The 24,580-nt window shown below is 70.5% G+C and carries 17 protein-coding genes; 9 read left to right on the forward strand and 8 right to left on the reverse strand.

Annotated elements, in window-relative coordinates; all coding sequences use genetic code 11:
- Positions 1 to 19: 19 nt before the first annotated feature.
- Complete coding sequence (gene icmF / locus A3CQ_RS0148410) at positions 20 to 3,211, reverse strand: fused isobutyryl-CoA mutase/GTPase IcmF (RefSeq protein WP_020518208.1); 3,192 nt, start codon at positions 3,209 to 3,211, stop codon at positions 20 to 22.
- Between the two features lie 116 nt (positions 3,212 to 3,327).
- On the opposite strand from icmF, the gene A3CQ_RS0148415 reads away from it, so the two are divergent.
- From A3CQ_RS0148415 to A3CQ_RS0148425, 3 genes are read left to right on the forward strand one after another with little or no spacing between them, the layout of a single operon-like run.
- Positions 3,328 to 3,855 (forward strand): PadR family transcriptional regulator, encoded by a 528-nt coding sequence (locus A3CQ_RS0148415; protein ID WP_020518209.1) that lies wholly within the window; start codon positions 3,328 to 3,330, stop codon positions 3,853 to 3,855.
- Positions 3,852 to 4,529 carry an ABC transporter ATP-binding protein gene (locus A3CQ_RS0148420; protein ID WP_020518210.1) on the forward strand — a complete coding sequence of 226 codons (678 nt, stop codon included), beginning with the start codon at positions 3,852 to 3,854 and terminating at the stop codon, positions 4,527 to 4,529. Before A3CQ_RS0148415 ends, A3CQ_RS0148420 begins: the two co-directional genes overlap by 4 nt.
- A complete protein-coding gene (locus A3CQ_RS0148425) occupies positions 4,526 to 6,775 on the forward strand; it encodes an FtsX-like permease family protein (protein ID WP_020518211.1) in 2,250 nt (749 codons plus the stop codon). Before A3CQ_RS0148420 ends, A3CQ_RS0148425 begins: the two co-directional genes overlap by 4 nt.
- A gap of 10 nt (positions 6,776 to 6,785) precedes the next feature.
- Here the strand turns inward: A3CQ_RS0148425 and A3CQ_RS0148430 are convergent, their stop codons facing one another.
- Both A3CQ_RS0148430 and A3CQ_RS0148435 read right to left on the reverse strand, forming a co-directional pair.
- On the reverse strand, positions 6,786 to 7,724 hold the full coding sequence (locus A3CQ_RS0148430; RefSeq protein WP_020518212.1) for a sigma-70 family RNA polymerase sigma factor: 939 nt from the start codon (positions 7,722 to 7,724) through the stop codon (positions 6,786 to 6,788).
- A gap of 23 nt (positions 7,725 to 7,747) precedes the next feature.
- The gene (locus A3CQ_RS0148435; RefSeq protein ID WP_020518213.1) at positions 7,748 to 8,305 is read right to left on the reverse strand and encodes a TIGR03086 family metal-binding protein; all 558 of its coding nucleotides are present in this window, start codon (positions 8,303 to 8,305) and stop codon (positions 7,748 to 7,750) included.
- A gap of 122 nt (positions 8,306 to 8,427) precedes the next feature.
- Between A3CQ_RS0148435 and A3CQ_RS0148440 the strand changes: the two genes are divergently transcribed.
- Together A3CQ_RS0148440 and A3CQ_RS0148445 are read left to right on the forward strand one after the other, a co-directional pair.
- Positions 8,428 to 9,759, forward strand: coding sequence for an aminomethyltransferase family protein (locus A3CQ_RS0148440; RefSeq protein WP_020518214.1), 1,332 nt, complete (start codon positions 8,428 to 8,430; stop codon positions 9,757 to 9,759).
- Between the two features lie 96 nt (positions 9,760 to 9,855).
- Entirely contained in the window at positions 9,856 to 11,769 is a 1,914-nt protein-coding gene (locus tag A3CQ_RS0148445; RefSeq protein WP_020518215.1) for a glycoside hydrolase family 15 protein, read from the forward strand.
- A gap of 16 nt (positions 11,770 to 11,785) precedes the next feature.
- Here the strand turns inward: A3CQ_RS0148445 and A3CQ_RS0148450 are convergent, their stop codons facing one another.
- Positions 11,786 to 13,009, reverse strand: coding sequence for a CdaR family transcriptional regulator (locus A3CQ_RS0148450; RefSeq protein ID WP_020518216.1), 1,224 nt, complete (start codon positions 13,007 to 13,009; stop codon positions 11,786 to 11,788).
- A gap of 129 nt (positions 13,010 to 13,138) precedes the next feature.
- Between A3CQ_RS0148450 and A3CQ_RS0148455 the strand changes: the two genes are divergently transcribed.
- Genes A3CQ_RS0148455 through A3CQ_RS0148470 form a run of 4 tightly spaced genes read left to right on the forward strand, consistent with a single transcriptional unit; the run spans position 13,139 to position 16,694 of the window.
- A complete protein-coding gene (locus tag A3CQ_RS0148455; RefSeq protein ID WP_026207043.1) occupies positions 13,139 to 14,074 on the forward strand; it encodes a substrate-binding periplasmic protein in 936 nt (311 codons plus the stop codon).
- A 15-nt stretch (positions 14,075 to 14,089) separates the two neighbouring features.
- Entirely contained in the window at positions 14,090 to 14,833 is a 744-nt protein-coding gene (locus A3CQ_RS0148460; protein ID WP_020518218.1) for an amino acid ABC transporter permease, read from the forward strand.
- On the forward strand, positions 14,830 to 15,612 hold the full coding sequence (locus A3CQ_RS56590; RefSeq protein WP_020518219.1) for an amino acid ABC transporter ATP-binding protein: 783 nt from the start codon (positions 14,830 to 14,832) through the stop codon (positions 15,610 to 15,612). Before A3CQ_RS0148460 ends, A3CQ_RS56590 begins: the two co-directional genes overlap by 4 nt.
- Positions 15,609 to 16,694: an NAD/NADP-dependent octopine/nopaline dehydrogenase family protein gene (locus tag A3CQ_RS0148470; RefSeq protein WP_020518220.1), complete on the forward strand. Its 1,086-nt coding sequence runs from the start codon at positions 15,609 to 15,611 to the stop codon at positions 16,692 to 16,694. The genes A3CQ_RS56590 and A3CQ_RS0148470 overlap by 4 nt, the downstream gene beginning before the upstream one ends.
- 7 nt (positions 16,695 to 16,701) lie before the next feature.
- On the opposite strand, the gene A3CQ_RS0148475 is transcribed toward A3CQ_RS0148470, so the two are convergent.
- The 4 genes from A3CQ_RS0148475 to A3CQ_RS0148490 are packed head-to-tail and all read right to left on the reverse strand — an operon-like array spanning position 16,702 to position 24,575.
- Positions 16,702 to 20,004: a beta-L-arabinofuranosidase domain-containing protein gene (locus A3CQ_RS0148475; RefSeq protein WP_020518221.1), complete on the reverse strand. Its 3,303-nt coding sequence runs from the start codon at positions 20,002 to 20,004 to the stop codon at positions 16,702 to 16,704.
- A complete protein-coding gene (locus A3CQ_RS0148480; protein ID WP_020518222.1) occupies positions 20,001 to 20,921 on the reverse strand; it encodes a COG1470 family protein in 921 nt (306 codons plus the stop codon). Before A3CQ_RS0148480 ends, A3CQ_RS0148475 begins: the two co-directional genes overlap by 4 nt.
- A gap of 16 nt (positions 20,922 to 20,937) precedes the next feature.
- Positions 20,938 to 21,558, reverse strand: a complete 621-nt coding sequence (locus tag A3CQ_RS0148485; RefSeq protein ID WP_020518223.1) for a hypothetical protein — start codon at positions 21,556 to 21,558, stop codon at positions 20,938 to 20,940.
- A gap of 11 nt (positions 21,559 to 21,569) precedes the next feature.
- Positions 21,570 to 24,575 (reverse strand): family 43 glycosylhydrolase, encoded by a 3,006-nt coding sequence (locus A3CQ_RS0148490; protein WP_211216822.1) that lies wholly within the window; start codon positions 24,573 to 24,575, stop codon positions 21,570 to 21,572.
- Between the last annotated feature and the right edge of the window lie 5 nt (positions 24,576 to 24,580).

Consider the following 24,580-nt stretch of genomic DNA (forward strand, 5'->3'; position numbering starts at 1 on the left):
GAAAACCCGAGGTCGTCCTTCACACGTTGCGACGATACTGGCCGCCGACGGTGAAGAACGCGTCGGAGATCTGGCCGAGCGAGCAGCAGCGGACGGCGTTCATCAGCTCGGCGAACACGTTCCCGCCGGTCATCGCCGCCTGCTGGAGGCGGGCGAGCGCGGCCGGCGCCTCGGTCGCGTGCCGTGCGTGGAAGTCGGCCAGCCGGGTCAGCTGGGATTCCTTCTCCTCCGCGGTCGCGCGGGCCAGGTCGACCGTCGGCGGCGGCGTGTCGCCACGGTTCGGGTCGAGGAAGGTGTTGACGCCGACCAGCGGCAGGGTGCCGTCGTGCTTGCGGTGCTCGTACAGCATCGACTCGTCCTGGATGCGGCCGCGCTGGTACCCGGTCTCCATCGCGCCCAGCACGCCGCCGCGCTCGGCGATCCGGTCGAACTCGGCCAGCACCGCCTCCTCGACCAGGTCGGTGAGCTCGTCGACGACGGACGATCCCTGCAGCGGGTTCTCGTTGGCGGCCAGGCCCCATTCCTGGTCGATGATCATCTGGATGGCCAGGGCCCGGCGCACGGAATGCTCGCTCGGCGTCGTCACCGCCTCGTCGTACGCGTTGGTGTGCAGGCTGTTGGCGTTGTCGTAGATGGCGCACAGCGCCTGCAGCGTGGTGCGGATGTCGTTGAAGTCCATCTCCTGCGCGTGCAGCGACCGGCCCGAGGTCTGCACGTGGTACTTCAGCTTCTGCGAGCGCTCCCCCGCGCCGTACCGCTCCCGCATCGCGACCGCCCAGATCCGCCGGGCCACCCGGCCGATCACCGTGTACTCGGCGTCCATGCCGTTCGAGAAGAAGAACGACAGGTTGGGGGCAAAATCATCAATCTTCATACCCCTCGACAGGTACGACTCGACGTAGGTAAATCCATTTGCCAGGGTGAAGGCCAGCTGGCTGATCGGATTGGCCCCCGCCTCGGCGATGTGGTACCCGCTGATCGACACCGAGTAGAAGTTGCGCACCCGGTTGTCGATGAAGAACTGCTGGATGTCGCCCATACAGCGCAGCGCGAACTCGGTGGAGAAGATGCAGGTGTTCTGCCCCTGGTCCTCCTTCAGGATGTCGGCCTGCACGGTGCCGCGCACGGTCGACAACGTGCGCGCGACAACCTCGTCGCGCGGCTCGTCGGGCGACAGCGCGAGCTGCTGGTCGATCGCGGTGTTGAGGAACATCGCCAGGATCGCCGGCGCCGGCCCGTTGATGGTCATCGACACCGAGGTGGTCGGCGAGCAGAGGTCGAAGCCGTCGTAGAGGGCCTTCATGTCGTCGAGGGTGGCGATCGAGACCCCCGAGGTGCCGACCTTGCCGTAGATGTCCGGCCGCAGGTCCGGGTCGCGGCCGTAGAGGGTCACCGAGTCGAACGCCGTCGACAGCCGGGTCGCCGGCTGCCCGGCCGAGAGCAGGTGGAACCGCCGGTTCGTGCGGAACGCGTCGCCCTCGCCGGCGAACATCCGCGCCGGGGCCTCCCCCTCCCGCTTGAACGGGAACACCCCGGCCGTGAACGGGAAGAAGCCCGGCAGGTTCTGTCGGCGCAGGAACGACAGCAGCTCCGCCTCGTCCCGGGTGCGGGGCAGCGCGACCCGGCGGATCTTCGAGCCGGAGAGGGTCTCGCGGGTCAACGGCGTGCGAATTTCCTTGTCCCGTACGCGATAGACGTACTCGTCGCCGGAGTAGTCGGCGACCCGCGAGGGCCACTCCGCCAGCAGCGCGCGGGTCGCGGGCAGCAGCTCGCCGTCGGTCTCGGCCTGCAGCTCGCGGACCCGTGAAGCCGCCGCGTCCTCCCCCAGCATCTCGGCCGTGAGGCGGAGCGCCTGCCGACGGCGTACGACATCGGCCTGTTGGTCTGTTGTTCTGTGATATTCACGGATCGCATCGGATATGTCGGCGAGGTACCGCGCGCGGGACGAGGGCACGACGCTGGTCAGCCCGGACGACGTGCGGACGTCGACGACCGGCAGCGTCCCCGCCCCCGCCGGCAGTCCCTCGGCGACGAGCAGCTCCCGCAGGTGCTGGTAGAGCGCGGTCACGCCGTCGTCGTTGAAGCGGGCGGCGCTGGTGCCGAACACCGGCATCTCCTGCCACGGCACGCCGAACGCCTGCCGGTTGCGCACAAGCTGCCGCGCCACGTCGCGCCGAGCGTCCTCGGCGCCGCGCCGCTCGAACTTGTTGATCGCCACGACGTCGGCGAAGTCCAGCATGTCGATCTTCTCGAGCTGCGAGGCGGCGCCGAACTCCGGCGTCATCACGTACAGCGCGACGTCGGCGACCGGCACGATCCCGGCGTCGCCCTGCCCGATGCCCGGCGTCTCCACGATGACCAGGTCGAAGCCGGCCGCCTTCACCGCGGCCAGGATGTCGTCGAGGTGCTCAGGCAGCTGCGCCCCGGCGGTGCGGGTGGCCAGCGAGCGGAAGAACGTACGCCCGGCCTCGAGGGCGTTCATCCGGATGCGGTCGCCGAGCAGCGCGCCACCGCCGCGCCGCCGAGTCGGGTCGATCGCCAGCACGGCGACCCGCAGCTTGTCCTCCTGGTCGAGCCGCAGCCGGCGTAGCAGCTCGTCGGTCAGCGACGACTTGCCCGACCCGCCGGTGCCGGTGATGCCCAGGACCGGCACGGTGCGGCCGACCCGTTGAAAAGCCGCGGCAGCCGAGGACGACCGGCCCGCCTCCAGCACCGTGATCGCCCGGGCCAGCGCGGCCGGGTCGCCGGCCAGCACGGCCTCGACGTCCGGTTCCGTCGCGGCGAGGTCGACGTCGCAGGCCCGGATCAGTTCGTTGATCATGCCCGGCAGGCCCAGCCGCTGCCCGTCCTGCGGCGAGAAGATCGTGACGCCCCGCTCGGCCAGCAGCGCGATCTCCTCCGGCACGATCACGCCGCCACCGCCGCCGAACACCCGCACGTGCCCGGCGCCGGCCTCGGCGAGCTTCTCCACCAGATAGGTGAAGTACTCGACGTGGCCGCCCTGGTAGGACGAGATCGCCACGCCCTGCACGTCCTCCTCGACCGCGGCCCGCACGATCGTGTCGACGCTGCGGTCGTGCCCGAGGTGGACGACCTCGGCGCCCTGCGACTGCAGCAGGCGCCGCATCACGTTGATCGCCGCGTCGTGCCCGTCGAACAGGCTCGCCGCCGTGACGAAGCGGACGGGATGGACCGGGGTGTGGAGTGCCATGGAACAGATAGTAGGACGACCAACTATCGTATGTCCAAGTATTCGTCCCGGAGATAACCCTGAACTATCACCTCAGGGTATTCTCTCGGGTAATACACCGGCGTTACGGTGCCCGGGTGAACGTACCCACCACGCTCCTCGGCCTGCTCGAACCCGAGCCCAGCCACGGCTACGAGCTCAAACGCTCCTACGACTCGCTGTTCGCCGACAACGGGCGGCCGCTGTCGTTCGGCCAGCTCTACGGCACCCTGAACCGGCTGGAACGGGACGGCCAGATCGAGGTGCTGGACGCCGTGCCCGGCGGCGGGCCGGACCGCAAGCGCTTCGTCATCACCGGCGCCGGCGTCGCCCAGGTCGAGGGGTGGCTCGGCGCGCCGGAGCGCCCGGAACCGATGCTGCAGGCGACGTTGTTCGTCAAGGTCGTCCTCGCGTTGCTGTCGGGCCGGCCGGCCTCGGCGTACCTGGACGCCCAGCGCGACGCGCACCTCGAACGCATGCGCGAGCTCACCGCGATGCGCAAGGCCGGCCCGCTGAGCCGGACGCTGCTCGCCGACTACGGCCTCTTCCACCTCGAGGCCGACCTGCGCTGGATCGACCTGACCGCGGCCCGTCTTGACCAACTCCGGAAAGAGATCAGCCGATGAGCATCCTGTACGCCAACGACCTCACGAAATCGTTCGGCGCCACCGTGGCGCTGCAGGGGGCGTCCCTGTCGCTGGAACCCGGGGAGATCCTCGCGGTGATGGGGCCGAGCGGGTCCGGCAAGTCGACGTTGCTGTACTGCCTGGCCGGCATCTTCACCCCGGACGACGGCACGGTCACGTTCGGCGGCCGCCGCATGGACTCCCTGTCCGATCGGGAGCGCACCCGGCTGCGCCGTACCGCCTTCGGCTTCGTCTTCCAATTCGGCCAGCTCGTGCCCGAGCTCACCGCCGTGGACAACGTCGCGCTGCCGCTGCTGCTGTCCGGCAAGAGGCGCACCGCCGCGTACGAGCAGGCCCGGTCCTGGTTCCCGCGCCTGGGACTGACCGGGCTCGAGGGCCGCCGCACGGGCGAGCTCTCCGGCGGTCAGGCCCAGCGGGTCGCGGTGGCGCGAGCGCTGGTCACCGGGCCGGAGGTGCTGTTCGCCGACGAGCCGACCGGGGCCCTCGACTCGCTCACCGGCGAGATGGTGATGGACCTGATGGTGGACACGGTACGGGCCGAGCACACCTCGGTCCTGCTGGTCACGCACGACGCGCGGGTCGCCGCGCACGCCGACCGGCAGATCACCGTACGCGACGGGCAGGTCATCGACGCGGGAGCGCGGGTCCGATGATCCGGGTCGGGATCCACCTGGCATTGCGCAGCGGGCGCGAGGCGCTGGCCCGGCTGCTGGTCACCGCGCTCTCGGTCGCCATCGGCGTCGGGCTGCTGCTGTCGGTGCTCGCGATGTACCACGCGTACCGCGACACCATCGCGAAACCGTGCTGGCAGTGCACGGCCACCACCGACGCCAACGGTCCCCTGCTGTGGAGCTACAGCGAGGACGAATTCGGCGGCCGGACCATCGATCGGCTCGACGTCGCCACCCTCAAGCCGGACGGCCCGGTCGTGCCGGGTCTGCCGGCCATGCCGTCCGCCGGTCAGTACTACGCCTCGCCCGCGCTGGCCGCCCTGCTGCGCGCCACGCCCGCCGACGAGCTCGGCGACCGGTTCCCCGGCACGATGGCCGGCACCATCGGCGCGGCCGGCCTGCAGAGCCCGGACGACCTCGTCGTCGTGATCGGGCACCGGCCGGCCGAGCTCGCGGCGTCACCCCACACGCTGCGCACCGCGGCGATCCAGACGGCCCCGCGCGGCCTGTCCACCTCGGCGTTCTACCAGTTCGGATTCGCGCTCGGCGCGGTCGCCCTGCTGGTCCCGTTGCTGGTGCTGATCGGCAACGCGACCCGGATGGCCGCCGCCCGGCGCGAGGAGCGGTACGCGGCGATCCGGCTGGTCGGCGGCGAGCGGTCCCAGATCAACGTGATCGCCTCGGTGGACGCGGTGCTCGGCGCGCTGCTCGGCGCCCTGGGCGGCATCGGCCTCTACGCCGCTCTGCGCCCGCTGCTGGGCCACATCCCGTTGCTCGGCTTCCGGTTCTTCGACGACACGATCACCCCGACCGTCTGGGGATTCGTCGGCACCGTCCTCGCGGTGCCGGCCGCGGCCGCCGTGGCCTGCCTGGTCTCCCTGCGCCGGGTGCGGATCTCGCCGCTGGGCGTCACCCGCCGGGTCACGCCTCCCCCGCCCCGGTTCTGGCGGGTGCTGCCGCTGCTGGCCGGACTCGCCCTCTTCACGATCCCGCTCGTGATCGCACCGGCGGACGGCCGCGGGACGCCGGGCTTCGCGGTCCTGGCGCTGGTCCTGGTGATGACCGGCCTGATGATCGCCGGACCATGGCTGACCATGATGTCCGCGCGGCTGCTCGCCCGGTGGACGGTCGGTGGATCGAGCCTGCTGGCCGCGCGGCGGCTGGCCGACAACCCACGAGCCTCGTTCCGGGCGGTCAGCGGGCTGATGCTGGCCGTGATGGTCGGCACGACGCTCGCCGCGCTGGTGCCGGCGGCTCTCGCCTCCCAGGACACCACCCGGACCAGCCCCCTGCGGGACGTGCTGCGGGTCGGCTTCTTCGTGGGCGACCAGGAGAAGCCCGGTCCGGGGACGATACCCGGGCTGCCCCCGGAGAAGGCCGCCACGCTCCTGGCGAAGGTGGCCACGATCCCCGGCGCCGTCGCCGTTCCGCTCTACCGGCCCGCGCGGACCGGCCAGGCGGAACTGCCGGCCGACGGACCGCTCGCCGGCGACGGCGGAGTGGACGTCCGGTGTTCCGACGCGCACCGGCTGCCCGCGCTCGGAGCCTGCCCGGCCGGGGCCGGCGCCGTGCGGATGGATGCGAGCGCCATGTATACCGACAACCTGCGTGCCTTGAATGAATATTTGCCGTTCATACGGTCGGACAGCCCGGTCACGGCCGAGGACGGCAGCGGCGGGCAACTGCTCAGCGACCTCCTGGTCGGAGTGGACGGCCCGGCAACGCTGGAGCGGGTACGGACCGTCCTCAGCGGCTACCGCGACGACATCGACTCCTTCGAGATGCCGATGACGTTCGGCGAGGTCGGCGACGTCCGCGCCCGGCTGTTCCTGGAGATCCAGCGGATCGTGACGGTCCTGGCCGGCGTCACGCTGCTGGTCGCCGGCTGCGGGCTGGCCGTCGCGATCTCGGGCAGCCTGGTCGAGCGCAAGCGGCCGTTCACCCTGATGCGAGTGACCGGTACCGGCGTCGGCACGCTCTACCGAGCCGTCCTGCTGGAGACGGTGCTGCCGCTGGTCGCGGCGACCGCGGTGGCGGCCGGGGTCGGGGTGACGGTCGCGTACCCGATCGCCCGGGCGCTGGCGCCCGGGCGGCACGGCGTCGTGCTCCCGCACCCGAGCTACGCGCTGACCGTGACCGGCGGGCTGCTGGTCTCGGTCGCCATCATCGCGGCCTGCCTGCCCGTTCTCGGCCGGATCACGGCCACCGAGAAGGCCCGCTTCGAATAGCCGGGCGCCGTCAGGCCGGGCCGAACCGTTCGACCAGGGACGGCTCCTGGAACGAGACGACGTGGGTGATGCGGTCACCGGTGACGGTGAGGACCACGACGCCGTACGGGCGGCCCCGCCGGTAGCCGACCGCGGCCGGCTGCCCGTTGGCGGTGGTCGGCAGCATGCGCCAGTCGCCGGGCTCGCCGAGCACCCATTGGCGCAGGAACGGCACGCAGGTCGATCGGCCGGCGAACCAGGTGCGGAACGGCGTCGCCTCCAGGGTGGCGTCCCGGCTGAGCAGGCGCTCCAGGCTCGCCGCGTCCGAGTTCTGGAACGCGGCGATGTACTGGTCGAGCAGCGAGCGGGCCGCGGGCTCGGTGGGGGCGGTGATGTCCTCCGGGCTCGGGGACACCTCGCGGAGCCGGGCCCGGGCCCGCTGCAGCGTGCTCTTCACCGACGCGGTCGTGGTGCCCAGCAGGGTGGCCACCTCGGCCGCCGGGAAGGCCAGCACGTCGCGGAGCAGCAGCACGGCCCGCTGCGGGCCGGGCAGGTACTGGAGGCTCGCGATGAGCGCCAGCCGCAGGCCCTCCCGGGCGACCGCCAGCGAGGCCGGGTCGGCCGCGTCCCCGGTCAGCGCTGCGTCGGGCACCGGCTGCAGCCAGGAAACCCCGGGCGGCGCCGGCACCGGCTCGGTCGCCGGGTCCGGTTCCGGGCCGCCGAGGCCGGACGGCAGCACCCGCCGGCTGTGGTGCCGCAGCGAGGTCAGGCACGCGTTGGTCGCGATCTGGTACAGCCACGTACGCACCGAGGAGCGGCCCTCGAAGGCGCCGTACGCGCGCCAGGCCCGCAGATACGTCTCCTGGACCACGTCCTCGGCGTCGTCGATCGAGCCGAGCATCCGGTAGCAGTGGGCGAGTAGCTCACGCCGGTACGGTTCGGTGTCGCTGACGAAATTGTCCGGAGCCATGATGCCCGAATCTACGGCCCGGGTCATGCCGCCCGGCCGAGAAAGGCGGCGAGCCGGTCGGCCGCGCTGGCCCGCGGTCGCGCCTCGACGATCGGCCCGAACGGCGCCACCCCCTCCGGCCCCCGTAACGCGTCGAGGATCGTGACCCGGGCCCGGGTGAGCAGGGCCCCGGCCAGCTCCGGGTCGAGGTCGGTGTCGTGCCCGGTGGCGCGGGCCAGGTCCCACCCGTGGGTGAACTGGTCGGTGCACGCGATGTCCAGAAGGTCCGCGCCGGACATCTCGCCGAACGGCAGGGAAACCGTCCGGTCCAGCACACCGTCCACCGCGAACCCCTCGAGAGCGGCGGCGACGTACTCGTCGTACGCGGCCAGGAAGTCGCCGGCGGCGTAGTCCTGCTCGGGGGTGCCGTCCGCGCCGGCGATCATGTCGCCCGCCCAGCGGGCCGAGCCGACGAAGTGGTTGATCAGCGACCGTACGTCCCAGGACGCGCAGGGCGTCGGCAGGTCGAACTGGCCGGGCTTGACCGTCGACAGCACGCTCCGGGTACTGGCGAAGGCCCGGTCGAGTCGGTTCTCGAGCATGGTCCACACTCCCTTCCCGCGGCGGATCCGCGAGTCAAACAGTTAGACCTAGCGCCCACCGGAAAGGAATCACCATGTTTCAGGGGCTTTAAAAGTTTTCAGGAGCCTGTTAACTTCGCCACATGACCCCGCCAAGCCTCCAGGACGGCATCGAGCAGGCCGGCTCGCCGATCAACCTGGTGTGGAAACCCGACTCCGCGCCGTGGACGCCCGAGGTGCTGCCGCCCGAGTACACCGGCTGGCGTGCCGAGCAGACCGCCTGGCACGAGGCGGTCGCGCTGGCCGACCTCTCGCACCACATGTTCGACACCGTCATCGAGGGCCCGGACGCGACCCGCCTGCTCGACGAGGTCAGCGCGAATAACTATCGGACCTTCGCGGTCGGGCAGGCCAAGCAGTTCATCCCGGTCGCCCCGGACGGCAACATCCTCAGCGACGGGATCCTCCTGCGCGAGTCCGAGCACCGCTACACGCTCAGCGGCATCCCCGTCGCCCAGAACTGGGTCACCTACCACGGCCAGACCGGCGGGTATGACGTCACGTTCCGCACCGATCCGTCCTCGGCGTACCGCGGCGGCGCCGACCCGGTGCTCTTCCGCTTCCAGGTCCAGGGGCCGCTCGCGACCGACCTGGTGGCGCGCGTTTTCGGCGGGCCGCTGCCGGCCACAAAATTCTTCCACACCACGCCGGTACGCCTCGGCGACCGCACCTTCCGCGCTCTGCGCCACGGCATGGCCGGCCAGCCCGGTTACGAGTTCATCGGCGACTACGCGGACCACGACTTCGTCGAGGAGGCGCTGCTAACCGCCGGGGTCGAGTTCGGTCTCGTCCGGGTCGGCGCGATGGCCTACCCGACCTCCGGCGCGGAGAGCGGCTGGATCCCGTCGCCGACCCCGGCCCTCTACACCGATCCCGGCCTCCTCGACTACCGCCGCTGGCTGCCGCTCTACGGCATCGAGGGCCAGCGTCCCCTGGGCGGCAGCTTCTTCTCGGAGAACATCGAGGACTTCTACTGCACGCCGTACGAGCTCGGCTACGGCCGCTCGATCTCCTTCGACCACGACTTCATCGGCCGCGACGCACTGCGCAAGGCCCGCGACGACGTACGCCGGCAAAAGGTCACCCTGGCGCTCGACCGTGACGACCTGCACCACGTCTTCGGCGCCGACCCCGGCTTCGTCCACGACTACAGCCGTTTCCGCGTCGAGCGCGACGACACCCTGGCCGGCGTGACCTACCAGGCCGACTACCTCCAGCCCGCCGGCACCGTCCTCGCGCTCGCCCTGGTCGAGACCCGGTTCGCCGAGCCCGGCACCGAGGTCGAGATCGTCTGGGGCCAGCACCCCGGCCCGGGCACCGCCCCCGACGCCGACCTCGAATGCCCCCGGCTGCGCGCCACCGTCCACCCGGCGCCCTTCGACGACCACGCCCGCACCCGGTACCGCCGCAACTGAGCCGATCGGCGGGCGGCGGCGCCCGGATTGTCAGCAGACGGCACAGCGGCCGTTCTCCCCCTGGTGCCGTCGGCCCGGGCGGGAGAGCATCCAGTCATGAGCGAGGAGCCGGTATCGCAACCGTGGGCCCGCAGTCCGTTCCCGCCGATCGCCGACTATGCCTTCCTGTCCGACTGCGAGGCGACCTGCCTGATCGCGCCGAACGGGGCCGTCGAGTGGATGTGCCTGCCCCGGCCGGACTCGCCGAGCGTGTTCACGACGATGCTCGATCGGAGCGCCGGCTCGTTCCGGCTCGGACCGTACGACGAGATGGTGCCGGCCGCCCGTCGCTACATGCCGGGCAGCCTGATGGTGGAGACGACCTGGCAGACGCGGACCGGCTGGCTGATCGTCCGGGACGCCCTCTGCATGGGGCCGTGGCACAACATCGACGAGCGCTCGCACACCCACCGCCGCTCGCCCACCGACTTCGACGCCGAGCACTGCCTGCTGCGTACGGTCAGATGTGTCAGTGGATCTGTCGACCTCTCGATGACCTGCGAGCCGGTGTTCGACTACGGCCGGCGGGAGCCGGTCTGGCGGTACGAGGGCCCCAGCTACGGCGAGGTCGTCGCGGAGCCGCCGGAGGGCGGAGATCTCACGCTGCGGCTGACCACCGATCTGCGCCCCGGCATCGAGGGGCGCGGGCTGCACGCGCGCACCCGGATGGTGGAAGGCGATTGGCACTTCGTGGCGCTGGCCTGGTCGCCGCTTCCACCGCCACGCACCCTGGACCAGGCCCGGGAGCGGATGGAGCGCACCTCGGAGTACTGGCGGCAGTGGATCACGCTGGGCAACTTCCCGGACCATCCGTGGCGAAGCTACCTGCAACGCAGCGCGCTGACTCTCAAGGGACTCACGTACGCCCCGACCGGTGCGCTGCTGGCCGCGGCGACCATGGCGCTGCCCGAGACGCCGCACGGGGAGCGCAACTGGGACTACCGCTACGCGTGGGTGCGCGACTCGACGTTCGCGCTGTGGGGCCTGTACACGCTCGGCTTCGACCGCGAGGCGAACGACTTCTTCTACTTCATCCAGGACGCCTGCCGCGACGGCCACCAACTGCAGGTGATGTACCGGGTCGGCGGGGAACGGGAGATCGAGGAGGAGTCTCTCCCGCACCTCTCCGGCTACGAGGGCGCTTTCCCCGTACGGGTCGGCAACGCGGCCTACAAGCAGCGGCAGCACGACGTGTGGGGCGCCGTGCTCGACTCCGTCTATCTGCACGCCCGTTCCCGCGAGCAGCTGCCGGAGTCCCTGTGGCCGGTGCTCAAGCAGCAGGTGGAGCAGGCGGCCGCCCACTGGGAGGAGCCCGACCGCGGCATCTGGGAGGTCCGCGGCGCGCCGCAGCACTTCGTGTCGAGCAAGGTGATGTGCTGGGTGGCGCTGGACCGCGGAGCACGCCTGGCCCGGCTGTACGACGAGCCGGAGTACGCGGACAAGTGGCAAACCCTGGCCGATCAGATCCACGCCGAGGTCTGCGCCCGGGGCGTCGACGACCGCGGGGTCTTCGTCCAGCGCTACGGCTCGACCGCGCTGGACGCCTCGCTGCTGCTCCTGCCGTTGATGCGGTTCCTGCCACCGACCGACGCGCGGATCCGCACCACGGTGCGCGCGATCGCCGAGGAGCTGACCGTGGACGGCCTGGTGCTGCGCTACCGGGTCGAGGAGACCGACGACGGCCTCTCCGGCGAGGAGGGCACCTTCACCATCTGCTCCTTCTGGCTGGCCTCCGCCCTGGTCGAGATCGGCGAGGTGGATCAGGCCCGCAAGCTGTGCGAACGGCTGCTGGCGTACGCGAGCCCGCTCGAGCTGTACGCCGAGGAGATCGACACGTACAGCGGCCGGCACCTGGGCAACTTCCCGCAGGCGTTCACCCACCTGGCCCTGATCAACGCCGTCATGCACGTCATCCGCGCCGAACAGAGCCTGATCCCCGGCCAGTTCAACCCGGCCAACCCCGGCTCGTGAACCACGCGGCCAGGGCCTAGTCGAGTTGCTCGGCGAGGCAGGCCAGGTACAGCGCCAGCGTCGCCCGATGGTCGCCGAGCGGCCGGTCGGTCAGGCGGGAGATCCGCTTGAGCCGATAGACCATGGTGTTGCGGTGGATCTGCAGGGCGTTTGCCGCGCGTACCAGATTGAACCCGCTGTCGCACCAGGTCAGCACCGTCTCGCGGAGCGCCGGCCAGTCGCTCTCGGCGCGCAGCCTGGCCGTCAGGGCGTCGACGAAGCGGTTCCTCGGCTGCTGGCCGGTGGCGGCGAGGAGCTGATGGATCCGCAGCTCGTCGATGGTATTCACGGCGGGGCGGCCGGGCAGCCGCCGGCCGAGGCGGGCCGCGGTGCTCGCATCCTGGTACGAGTCGTGGAGTCCAGCGATCGTGGCGGCGGGCGTACCGATCCCCACGACGGCGTCGAGGCCGTGCCGGCGACCGATCTGGTCGACGAGCCGCGCACAGCTCTCACGCTCGCCCTCGGCCCGGCTGTCGCCGGAAGAAGCGCCGGCCGGCCTGACCCGGTGCAGGACGACGAACCGGTTCGAGGGCATGGCGGCCGCGATGTCGTCCGGCCCGGCGACCAGGGCGCGGATCGTGCCCAGGACGGACAGGCGCAGGGTCGGCTCGACCGCGTCGTCAGGATCGGCCGGCGCCGGGTGGGCGCCGCCGCCGCTCGGGGCCGAGATGTCGACGACGACGGCGATCCGCCACCCGCCGAGGTCATAGCCCAGCTCGGCGGCCCGGTACGCCACCAGGTCGGGTTCGCCCAGGTCGGCACTGAAGTGGGCGATGTCCCGGACGAGCTCGTCGAGCGCCTGCTCGCGCACCAGACGGGAGCGCAGCAGCCCGGACTCCTGCAGGAGGATCTCGGTCTGCCGCTTGACCACGAGCCCGAACCGGCGCACCTGGACCGGTGAGCCGGTGATGCCGACGGTGCCGACCGCGGTGTCGCCGATGACGATCGGAAGGGTGATGCCGGGCCGCACGCCCCGCATCTGGTGCGCCTCGGCCGCGTTGTGGGTGGCCGACCGCTGGGTGCGGACGACGTCGATCGACGCCTCGTGAAAGGTGCCGACCCGGGCCCGCTCGCCGCTGCCGATCACGATGCCGTCCCGGTCGGTGATCAGCACGTTGAACCCGATGATGTCGGTGGTGTCGCCCGCGATCTCCTGGGCGAGCTGCGGCGTGAGCACGGGCGCGACGACCGGATGGGCCATGTGCAAAGCGTACAACTGTTCTTGCTAATCAAGGTAGACATCTATATTAAACGCCCAATGACTTCGCCCCTGAGCGAGCTTAATATCAGCAAAATCACACCGCCGGACGAGCGACGAGGATGAGGTCCGATGAGTGAGCGACGGATGATTTCGCCGGCCAAGGCCTTGGCGGTCGTCATGGCGGCCGGCGTGCTATTGGCCGCCGGTTGTAGTTCCACCGAGACGACGGCGACAGCGAATGGTTCGGCCGCGGCCGGCCTGGGCACGATCGAAAAGGGCAAACTCAAGGTCGCGATCGAGCCCTACATGCCGTACACCGACATCAAGAACGGCACGATGGTGGGCCTCGACGCCGAGATCCTGCAGGCCGCGGCCGGCGCTCTCGGCCTGCGGATCGAGACTCAGATGACCGACTTCAAGGGCATGCTGAACTCCGTGCAGTCCGGCCGGGCCGACGTCACCATCGGCGGTATCGGCTGGAGCAAGGACCGTGCCGAGAAAGGCCTGTTCACCGATCCGGTCTACTACTCGCCGGCGGCCATGGCCGTGGTCGGCGACAAGCCGTACAAGACCGTGGACGACCTGAAGGGGCTGCGGCTGGGCACGGTCAGCGGGTACGTCTGGGAACAGTCCATCAAGGCCGTGGACGGCGCACAGACCAAGGTCTACCCGGACGCCAACGGATTCTTCGCCGACCTCGCCGCCGGGCGCATCGACGTCGGCTTCATCGACCCGCTGCTGGTCACCTATCAGCGGCAGGTGCAACCGAACTCGAAATTCCAGCTCGCCTATCTGACGCCGCCGACCGACGCGCAGATAGCCGCGAAACCGGCGTTCAAGGACTTCCGCCAGATCCAGGTCAGTTTCTATCTGCCGAAGAAGTCGACGGCACTGGAAAAGGCCCTCGACGAGCAGATCGACAAGCTCTACCAGAACGGTCAGCTGGCGGCGATGGTGACCAAATGGGGCGGCGATCCGAACCAGTTCTGCAAGCCGGACCCCTATCTGGAGACCCTGCGCCAGGGCGTCGACCGCCCGGCCGGCTGGAAACTACCGACCATCTGAAACGGGGAGCGCCACATGATTTCCTGGCTGCAGAGCCACGGGTACTGGCCGTTCCACGTCGCCTGGTCGGAATGGACCTCGACGCTGCTGGACGGCCTGCTGAAAACGATCGAGTATGCGGCGCTCGGCTTCGTCGCCGCAGCGCTGCTGGGTCTGGTCCTGGCCCTCATGCGGACGAGCCGGATCGCCCTGGTCCGCCTCCCGGCGACCGTCTACACGGAGCTGTTCAAGAACATCCCACTCCTGGTGATCATCTCGGTGACCTACTACGGCATCGTCCAGTTCGGCATCAAACTGGGCGTGTTCGAGGCCGGCGCGCTCAGCCTGGCCATCTTCTACGCCGCGTACCTCTCTGAGATCTTCCGTTCCGCTCTGGTCGGCGTCCACGGCGCTCAGCGCGAGGCGGCGCAGGCCCTCGGCCTGAACCGCTGGTCCACCTTCGCGCATGTGGTCTTCCCGCAGGCGCTGCGGCTCGCGCTGCCCGGCACCAACACCATGCTCGTCGACCTTTTGAAGTCGACGTCGCTGCTGACCGTCATCGCCGCCGGCGAGCTGATGGCCGTGGGCAACTCGGTCGCCTCGCAGACCTTCGAGCAGATGGAGGTCTTCCTCGTCATCGGCGCCATCTACTTCGCGCTCTGCTACCCGCTGTCGCAGGGGCTGCTGTGGCTGGAACGGCGGGTGCGGGCCGGCTCCCCGCTGTCACCGGCCCGGTCCCGGCGGCTGCGCGCCGCCCGGGAACTGCTGGAGACCGCATGACCGGCGGGCAGACCCCGGTGGTCACCATCGAGGGCCTGGTGAAGTCGTTCGACGGCCGGACGGTGATCGACAACGTGGACCTGACCGTGGCGCCGGGCCGCATCGTCAGCGTCATCGGGCAGAGCGGTGGCGGTAAGAGCACGCTGCTGCGCTGCGTCAACCTGCTGGAGAAGCCGGACCGCGGCCGGATCGTGATCGCCGGCGAGGAGGTGTTCGCCGGCGGCCGGGTGGTCTGCGACGACCTGGCCCGGCTCCGCCAGTCCGTCGGCATGGTGTTCCAGCGCTTCCACCTCTTCCCGCACCTGACCGCCGTGGAGAACGTCATGGTCGCCCAGCGGAAGGCGGCCGGGGTGCCGGAGAAGCAGGCGCTCGAGACGGCGGTCCGGCTGCTCAAGCGCGTGCACCTCGCGCACCGGGGACTCGCCTTCCCCGACCAGATGTCCGGCGGCGAGCAGCAACGGGTCGCGATCGCCCGCGCGCTGGCCCTGCAGCCCAAGGTCCTGCTGTTCGACGAGCCGACGTCCGCGCTCGACCCGGAGTCCACCCGCGAGGTGTTGCGCGTGATGCGCGAGCTCGCGGATGACGGGATGACCATGGTGATCGTCACCCACGAGGTCCCGTTCGCCCGGCGCATCTCGGATCGGGTGGTCTTCCTCGACGGCGGCCGGATCATCGAGCAGGGCACGCCGGCCGAAGTGCTCGACCATCCCACGCACGCGCGGACCAGGGAGTTCCTGACATCGTTCGACGAGATCACAGACCAGGAGACACATTCGTGAAGGAAACCGTTGCCGTGCTCGGCGGGGGCCACGGGGCACACGCGATGGCAGTCGACCTCACCTCCCGCGGGTTCTCGGTGAACTTGTTCGAGATGCCCGAGTTCTCCGACGGCATGCGGGAGGTGTTCGAGACCCGGACCATCCACTCGTCCGGAATGATCAACGGCAGCTTCCGGCTCAACAAGGTCACCAGCGACATCGGCGAGGCCATCGACGGAGTGCGGTACATCCTCGTCGTGACGCCGGCGTTCGCCCACGACGCGTACACCCGGCTGCTGCGCGGCCGGGTCACCGGCGACCAGGTGATCGTGGTCTATCCGGGCGCGTTCGCCGGGCTGCTGTTCCGGACGGCGTTCGGCGACCGGGACTGCCCGGTCGTCGCGGAGGTCAACAACCTGCCCTACGACACCCGGCTGGAGGCGCCGTGCCGGGTCGTCATCCACGGCTTCAACCCGGTCAACATCGCGTTCCTGCCGGCCGAGAAGGGCGCCGGCCTGATCGACGACATGCGCGCCATCCACCCGTACGAGAAGGTGTATTCCGATGTTCTCGAGGCCGGGCTCAGCATCGTGAACCCCGGCGTGCACGCGGGCCCGTGCCTGCTGAGCGTCACCGCGATCGAGAACTCGGCGAAGCGGCCGTTCTTCCTCTACGAGCACGGCGTCACCCCCGGCTCGTGCCGGATCAACATCCAGGTGGACAACGAGCGCAAGGAGATCGGCCGGCGGCTCGGCTACCGGCTGACCCCGATCGAGGACTTCACCGGCCTGGACGAGGGGTACACCTGGCAGGAGCTCTACATGAGCATCCACGGGAACATCTCGCTGACGCCGATCGCCGGGCCGCACACCGTCTCGAGCCGGTACTTCACCGAGGATGCCCCGTACGGCCTGGTGCCGTGGAGCATCATCGGCAAAGCGATCGGCGTCGCAACGCCGGTCATCGACTCGATCATCAACATCTACAACGTCGTGAACGAGCGTGACTGGTGGGCCGAGGGCCGGACGCGCGACGACCTGGGATTGGACGGCCTGTCCCCGGAGGAGATCAGGTCCTACGTCCGCACCGGCAAGCGCGGGTGAGAGCGGATCAGCTGTAGGCGGCCTCGAACTGCGCCGTCACCGTCTCGCCGTCGATGGTGGCGGTGGCCTTGACGGTGACGGTGCCGGGCGGGATCGACGCGGCGCGGGTGTTGAAGGACTGGTACGCCGAGTGGCCGGGCGCCACGCCGGGAACGGTTCGTGAGCCGTACGCGGTGATGAGTTCGATGGTGAGCGGCACCTGGTCGGCGTTGCGGGCGTTGACCGCGACGTACATCGTCGGGCCGACCCGCTGCGTGCGCGCCTCGACCTCGACCTTCAGCGACACCGGCGGCGCCAGCTCCCCGGCCGCCGCCACGGCCGCGGCGACGATGGTGTCGCGCTCGGCCGCGGAGTACACGCCCGCCGTCACGAATGCCGCCGCCGTGTCGCTGACGGCCGTGACGAACTGGCTGTGCGTCGCGAACGGCGCCTGGTCCCAGAGCAGGTCGAGGAACGTCGGGCCGTCGGTGCCGGGCGAGGTGACGCCGGTGACCGGGACGTCGTACCGCGGCAGCCCGTCGTTGCGCTTCCGGTTGGCGACCCCGGTGTCGATCGAGCCGAACACGACCGCCGGCTCGGTCCGGCGGAAGTAGGACGACGTGGCCTGGTTGTCGCTGATGTAGTAGGGCCGCAGGGTGAGCCCGCCCGCCACGAACGTCGGATCGCCGGCCGCGGTGACCGGCCCGGCGGTGATCGCCGCCCGCGAGTAGTCGCCGTCCCGCTTGAGGCCGCGGTACAGCGTCAGCTCGCGCCAGGCGGTGCCGCCGCCCAGGGCCTGCAGCAGCACCGGCCCCCAGAAGATCGCCTGGGTGTCGGGGCGGTCGAGGGCCCGCTCGATCCGGATGCTGAACGGCATCCGGATCTCGACCACGTCGCCGGGGCTCCAGGTGCGGCTCACCGTGACATAGGAAGAGGGCTGCGCCGCCAGGTTCTGCGCGACGCCGTTCACGGTGACCGTGAAGCCCTTCGTGGCCCAGCCGGGCACTCGCAGCTTGAGATCGAGCGGTCCGGCGCCGTCCACCGTGAGCGTCACGCTGTCCGAGCGCGGGAAGGACGTCGACTGGGTGATGGTGAAGGATCCCCAGGTGAGCGTGGACGGGACGTACAAATTGACCCAGAGTGTCCCCTCGTCGGCCGACTTGAGGTAGATCGTCTCCTGGTACTTGGTGTGGTTCTCCAGGCCGGTGCCGCCGCAGCAGGTGCCGGTGTTGCCGTAACTGCGCACGGCGCCCGGCCCGAGCGGCTGGAAGTACGTGACCTGCGGGTCGCCGGTCGAGGTGGTGTCGGCGCGGGACCCGGCGATCATGTTGAGCAGGCCGCGCTCGTAGTAGTCCATGTAGGCCGGGTCGTGCTCGTGCAGGAACAGATTGCGGGCCAACTTCATCAGGTTGTACGTCGTGCAGCTCTCGGCGCCGCTGGTGGCCACCGCGTTGGCGACGTTGTCCCGGTTCTGGAAGAGCTCGAGGTTGTTGTTGGAGCCCGGGTAGTTGCCGCTCGTGCCGCCGTGGGCGAACATGCGGTGCGGCACCACCATGCCGTAGAAGTTCTTGGCCGCGGTGAAGTACTCGGCCGCGCCGCCGTGCTCGAAGATGCGCAGGTACCCGATGAACTGCGGCACGTGGGTGTTGGCGTGCAGCCGCACGTCGCGGCGGCGGCCGGGCCGGTTGGCCGGGGTCACGACGAGGATGTCCCGGTTCTCCACGGTGGCCCCGAAGAGCGACTCGCGGTTGTCGAAGCACTTGGCCGTCTCGAGGTGCTTGGCGTCGCCGGTCAGCGCGTAGATCTCCGGGAAGACCTCGTTGGCCCCGCCGAACTCGCCGCCGATGTAGAGGTCCCACATGTAGTTGAGGTCGTCGCGGGTCAGCGGGCCCGCGTATCCGGGATGGTTCTTGTCCCCGACGGTCAGCGCCAGGTGCGCCCAGTCGGCCATCGTCGTGACGACCTCGAGGGCCTGGGCGTTGCCGGTGAGGTAGTACGCGTCGAGCAGTCCGCGCATGATCTTGTGCTGGGTGTACCAGGGCGCCCACGTGTTGGTGTCCGCGTTGCCGCCGTAGACCGCCCAGCGCGGCGGCCCGAGGCGCAGCACCGCGTCCTCCGGGACGGCGCCGAGGTAACCGGGGTGGGTCGGGATCCAGTCGGCCGGCCCGGCCGTGGAGGCGGCCACGATGCCGGCGTCGCGGCCGTTGGGCGAGGCGTCCTCGAGCGCCGTGCCGTCCGTCTCGTCGAACTTGTACCAGGCGATGTTGCCGCCGCCGGTGGTGCCGGCCGGCGACTCCAGCAGGGACGCCAGCTCCGGCTGGGTGAGTGCCCGGTCGAAGATGTGGAACTCGTCGATCGTCGCGTCCAGGAACGGATCGCCGTACTGCGAGCGGCCGATCCACCGGTTGCCGGGGTTGCCGAGGTTCGACGGGTTCAGTGTCATGGCCGTGTTCGTGCCGGCCGGCTGCCCGTTGACGTACAGGATGCCGGTGCCGCCGGACAGCGTCACCGCGAGATGCACCCACTGGCCGGTCGGCAGCGCCGACGAGCCGTCGATCCGCTGCTCGGCGCCCGATCCGCCGACGGTGATGGCGAACCGCGGCACGTTGCCGGTCACTCCCGCCCGCGGGGTCAGGAACATGTTGATGCCGGTCGACTGGCCGAAGTCGAACAGCCGGGTCCAACTCGCGGTGGAGCCGAGGTTGATCCAGGTGGCGATGGTGAAGCTGGTGAGCTGGTTGATCGCCTCCTGGGGCAGGGTGCAGTACTGCGCCTTGCTCGGGCCGTTCAGGCGAAGCGCGTTGCCGAACTTGCCGGGAACGCGGCCGATGACCGGCGCCGGCTGCTCACCGCCGCCGGTTCCTCCCAGGCGGGCCGTGATGGCGGCCTGGCACGCGGCGAGCTCGGTGACCATCCAGTCGAGCTTGGTCTTGTAGACGGCCTCGCCCTGGTCCGCGTAGGCCTGCGCGAGGGCGGTCAGGTAGTGCCCCGCCCAGTGTCCGCTGAGCAGACCGCCGTCCTCCCAGCCGCCCGGCACCGCGACGCCCGCCGGATTGGGCCGGCCGGCCTGGTTGTTGAACAACACCAAGAACCGTCGTTCGTCGTACGCCCGGAGGAAGGCTTTGGTGCGGTCGCGCTTGGTCTGCAGCAGTCCGTTCCCCAGCCGCACGTCGCCGAGCGGGAACGGCCGGACGGGGGCGGTCGATCCGGGTCCGAGGTCGATCGACATGGCGGCCGAGGCCGCGCCGGGGGGAAGCGCGGCCAGGAAACCGGCGGAGGCGGCGCTGAGGGCGGAGAGCTGGAACAGCTGCCGGCGGTTGAGCGAAGTCACTGGTGGCGATCCTTTCTCGATTCCCGGCGGGCCTCCTCCAGCAACCGGGCGAACCGGCGCCGTCGGGCCCGCAGGACGAGGACGAGTGCGACTAGCAGTGCCACCGCGAAAAGCTGCGGCCACGGCACGACCCACACCGTCACGTCGGCGGGGCCGGCCGGATCGGCCGGGGAGAGCAGGATCTTCGCGTGTACGGGGCCGAGCCCCCAGACGCCGTGGACGCGGCCGTCGGCCGGGCGGGTGCCGCCGGGCAGCAGCTCCCCCGCGGCCGCGCCGCCGTCACGATGGTGGGCGCCGAAGAGCTCGGCGACGGAAACGGAGGCGCGGGCGTCGGCCCGCACATTGCCGGTGTTGGCCACCGTGTAGGTGACGTGGACCGTGCCCGAGCGCAGCGGGTTCCAGGAGCGCTCATAGTGGACGGTGACCCGCTGCGCGGCGAGCGCGGCCCGGACGGTCCCGCTGGCGCGGAGCATGACCCGGAAGCCGACGCGGCTTTCCACCTGCACGGTGCCGGAACTGCTGAGCACCGACGCGGCGATGCCGGCCGGGTGATCGCCCGGGGTGGCGCCGGCCGGCGCGGTGATGGTGAACGGGACGACCCGGGTCTGGCCGGCGGGGACGGCGACGCTGGGCTGCACGGTGATCCAGGTGCCGCCGTCGACCGACTTCTTGTCCGACGACAGCATGTTGAAGTGGCCCTGGCCGGTCAGGTAGCCGTCGGCCGCGCTCAGGGCGAACACCGTGTCGGTGGTGCCCAGGTTGCGTACCGCCAGCTTCTCGGTGACCTTCTGGCCGGGGTCGAGGGTGCGCTCGATCCACCGGCTCCCGTCGGCCGGTTGGACCGTCCAGGTGACTTTGGCGTCAGCATGGACCGGGGTGGCAGCCAGCAGAACGGCCGCGATCACCTGGACGATCATGGGAGGGGTCCTTTCCTTACTCGAACAGGGAGAGGGTCAGCTTGGACTTGTAGGAGCCGGCCGCCACGTCGGCCGGGGTGCGCAGGAACAGGTCGGCGTCGACGGAGTACGCGTCGCCGGTGACCGACGCCGAGTCGTACGTGGACACCAGCAGTTCCTGGTCGGTGAGGCCGACGTTGTTGCCGGGCTGGGTCGGCTCGTCCAGCGACGTGACGACCTCCTCGCCCTCGCTGACCTGTCCCTCGCTGTTGCCGCCGTCGACCAGGCGCGGCTTCCAGCCGAGGTGGTCGGCGGTGATCGGGGCCTGGCCGGAGGTGCCGGTGAAGTCGCTCGAGGAGCCGAGCACGGCCCAGCTGGAGCCGGCCGGGATCTCGTCGGCGGTGCGGGTGTCGGTGACGGTCACCGTGGGCAGGGTGCCGGTGAACTGCCGGACGGTCAGCGTGGATCCGTTCTCGTGCAGCGCCACCGCGCCGCCGGCCACGGTCATCGCCAGCACGCCGGGCACCTTGATCGGGGCGATGTCGACGGTGACGTCGACGTCGGCCGAGTCGCCCGGGTCCGCGACGGCGGCGGTCGGGAACGCGGTCACGCCGGCCAGCGCGGCCACCGCGATCAGCCGCTTCTTCGGGATGTTCATTCGTGCTCCTATCAGTTGCAGGTGAGAGCGCCGTAGGGGGCATGGAGGGTGGTGCCGGACACGGTCACCGTGGCGGCGCCGGCCGGGATCGTGGTGCCGCGGGCCGCGAAGGACTGATACGCGTCGGTCTTCACCGCCGGGAAAACCTTGCTTCCGTACGGGGTTTCGACCGTGATGTCCACAGGAGACTCGCCGCCGTTGTGGGCGTCGACGGCGAGGTACGCCTTGCCCGCGATGCACCGGGGCGCGGCCGTGGCGGTAACGGGAATTTCCTGGGCGAAGACGCGCCACTCGGTGACGGCGACCGCGGAGTACGTGGTGCCGTTGGAGTTGGCGTCGATGGTGGCGCGCAGCCGTGACGTGGTGACCGGCGTGAAGCTGACCGTGTTGAACGCGGTCGAGCTGGTGCCGTAGGCGGTCACCCCGGCGACGTCCTGGAACGCGCTGCCGTCCCAGTACTGGAGTTTCCAGCCGTCCGGCTCGGCGACGCCGTCGCCGGTGCCCTTGTTCGAGTCGCGCCAGAACTTCAGCTCGGCGCCGGTGAGCCGGATCGGCCGCGACCAGTCGTACTGGATCCACTGGGTGGCCGGCCGGGTGCCGGACCAGGTGCCCCAGATCTGCGCCTGTCCCGGGTTGGCGACGTCGGCGTTGTCGTTGAGCGCGGTGACGCTGTTCCAGCCGGCCGTGTACGACGCGGTCGGCGTGGCGATCGGCCCGACGTTGCCGGACAGCGGCCCGGACAGGTCGGCCGGGATGGTCGCCGCCCTCGCCGTCTCGAGGTTTCCGGCGTTGTCGGTCGCCCGGAACGACACGGTGTGCTTGTTGGCGTCGGGCGCCGCGATCGGTCCGGAGTAGACGGTCCACGCCCCGGTGTCGATCGCGTACTCGATCCGCGCGACGCCCGACGTGGCGTCGGTGGCGGCGACCGTCACGGCACGGCCGGCGACCGTCCCGGCGCTGACCGGCGCGGTGGCGTCGATCTTCACTGGGAGACCGGCCGCGGCCGACGTGTTGCCGGCGCGGTCGGTGGCGGTCGCGCTGACCGTGTGCTGCCCGTCGCCGGTGACCGTGACGTCGGTGTAGCGCACCGGCTCCGCGATCACCGGCTGTCCACTGTCGACGGCCGACGAGATCGTGGTCCGGCCGCCGCGGTCGTCGGTGGCGGCGATCCGCACCCTGACTCCCGATCTGAACCAGCCGCCGGTTCCGGCGCTGCCGCTGGGCGTGAGCGTCAGCGTCGGCGCGGTCACGTCACCGGCGGTGTCGCCGGGCGAGATGACCGTGACGGTCGCGCTGACCTTGCCGGCCGCGTAGCCGAGCACGTCCCCCTGGACCTGGAACGTTCCCGGATCGGCGACGTCGGCCGCGGTGACCGGATCCCAGTAGACCGGCACCTGAAGGGTCTCCGGCCCGAAGGTGACCGGCACGGTGCCCGGCAGCTCGGTCTCGCCGGTCTCCACGGTCAGCGGCGGGGCGGCGACCGTGGCCGGCTGGGCGGCCAGGATCTTCCACTCCTCGACCGCGACGGCCGAGTACGTGCTGCCGTTTGTCGACGCGTCGAAGGTGGCCCGGACCTGCGTCGTGGTCACCGGGTCGAAGGTCGTGTTCTGGAAGCCCGAGGTGCTCGTCGGATAGCCGCTCGGGTTGGGCACGTCGGCCCACTGGCCGGTGGCCGGGTTCCAGTACTGGATCTTCCATCGGGCCGGGGCGGCTACGCCGACGCCGGTGCCCTGGGCCTGGTCGTTCCAGAAGTCGATCTGCGAGCCGCTGATCCGCATCGGCTGGTCCCAGGTGTACTGGACCCACTGCTGCGGCGGGTTGCTGCCGGTCCAGGTGCCCCACATGTCGGGCGGCAGCGGGTTGGCCCGGACGATCTCGTCGTTGAGCGCCTTCACCCAGTACTGCGTGGGCACCGGGTCGTTGGAGACGGTGACCTTAGCCTCCTGGGCGATGTTCGCCCGCGGCATGCGGTCGCGCTCCTTGACCGGTGTCTGGACGACCTGCTTCATCCGCGGCGGCGACTGGGTGTCGTCCCACTCGACCTTGTCGATCGCCACGGAGCGGCGGAAGTGCCCGCCACCCACGGCATCGGCCGTGTGATAGGTGAGGTACCACTGGCCGTGGTACTGGATGATGCCCGGGTGGCTGGTCGTCGACGACACCGGCGTGAGCACGGTTCCGCGGTACGTCCACGGTCCCGTCGGTGAGGTCGCGGTCGCGTACGCGATGCAGGCGTGGTAGTTGGCCGGCGTGCACGCGGAGGTCGGGCCGGCGTTGTTCCCCGCGTACGCGAGGTAGTAGGTTCCGTTCCTCTCGAAGATCCAGGGCGCCTCGAAGAACCCGGTCAGCCCGGTGACGGACTTCTGGGTGCCGATCGGCGTCTTCATGTCCGGCTGGTACTCGAGCCAGCGCAGCTGACCGAACGTTCCCCAGTAGACGAACACCCGGCCCTTGTCGACGAGGATGGTCGGGTCGATGTTCTGGATGTCGTTGGCGGTCGGGACGCGCTGCGAGATCAGCGGCCCGCCGACGTAGTCGGTCCACGGCCCGGTCGGGCTGTCCGAGACGGCCAGGCCGATCGCGAACTTGTCGGCGGCGGTGCTGGTCCGCTCGCTGACCGGCAGGTACCAGTAGTAGCGGCCGTCCGGGCCATGCACGACCTGGCCGGCGTAGGCCCGCCCGGGGGTGGCCCAGTTGAACAGGGTCTCGGGCCGGGCGAGGGACGGGTAGTGGGTCCACGTGCCGGAGGCGACGTCCGAGGTGCGGAACGCGCCCCATTCGTTCATCTGGAAGTCGTTGGTGGTGGGCCCGGCCTCGTCGTGGCCGGTGTAGATGTACAGCTGGTCGTCGGCGACCAGCGGCGCCGGATCGGCCGAGTAGTACGAGCCGTCGGCGAGGATCGGGTTGCCGGGGTGGATGAAGGTGTACGAATCGGCGGCCAGGGCGGCCGTGGCGGGTGCGCAGAGCATCCCCGCCACGACCATCCCCGCGACCGCCGCTGCGCGCAGCAGTCTCACGGTGC

This window comes from Paractinoplanes globisporus DSM 43857 (assembly GCF_000379645.1).
Classification (GTDB): Bacteria; Actinomycetota; Actinomycetes; order Mycobacteriales; family Micromonosporaceae; genus Actinoplanes; species Actinoplanes globisporus.

Coding starts and splice junctions, on each gene's coding strand:
- A3CQ_RS0148480 (WP_020518222.1), bottom strand. CDS start 20,921: ATGATCGTCCAGGTGATCGCGGCCGTTCTGCTGGCTGCCACCCCGGTC.
- A3CQ_RS56590 (WP_020518219.1), top strand. CDS start 14,830: ATGACCGGCGGGCAGACCCCGGTGGTCACCATCGAGGGCCTGGTGAAG.
- A3CQ_RS0148485 (WP_020518223.1), bottom strand. CDS start 21,558: ATGAACATCCCGAAGAAGCGGCTGATCGCGGTGGCCGCGCTGGCCGGC.
- A3CQ_RS0148445 (WP_020518215.1), top strand. CDS start 9,856: ATGAGCGAGGAGCCGGTATCGCAACCGTGGGCCCGCAGTCCGTTCCCG.
- A3CQ_RS0148425 (WP_020518211.1), top strand. CDS start 4,526: ATGATCCGGGTCGGGATCCACCTGGCATTGCGCAGCGGGCGCGAGGCG.
- A3CQ_RS0148430 (WP_020518212.1), bottom strand. CDS start 7,724: ATGGCTCCGGACAATTTCGTCAGCGACACCGAACCGTACCGGCGTGAG.
- A3CQ_RS0148460 (WP_020518218.1), top strand. CDS start 14,090: ATGATTTCCTGGCTGCAGAGCCACGGGTACTGGCCGTTCCACGTCGCC.
- A3CQ_RS0148455 (WP_026207043.1), top strand. CDS start 13,139: ATGAGTGAGCGACGGATGATTTCGCCGGCCAAGGCCTTGGCGGTCGTC.
- A3CQ_RS0148450 (WP_020518216.1), bottom strand. CDS start 13,009: ATGGCCCATCCGGTCGTCGCGCCCGTGCTCACGCCGCAGCTCGCCCAG.
- A3CQ_RS0148420 (WP_020518210.1), top strand. CDS start 3,852: ATGAGCATCCTGTACGCCAACGACCTCACGAAATCGTTCGGCGCCACC.
- icmF (WP_020518208.1), bottom strand. CDS start 3,211: ATGGCACTCCACACCCCGGTCCATCCCGTCCGCTTCGTCACGGCGGCG.
- A3CQ_RS0148435 (WP_020518213.1), bottom strand. CDS start 8,305: ATGCTCGAGAACCGACTCGACCGGGCCTTCGCCAGTACCCGGAGCGTG.
- A3CQ_RS0148440 (WP_020518214.1), top strand. CDS start 8,428: ATGACCCCGCCAAGCCTCCAGGACGGCATCGAGCAGGCCGGCTCGCCG.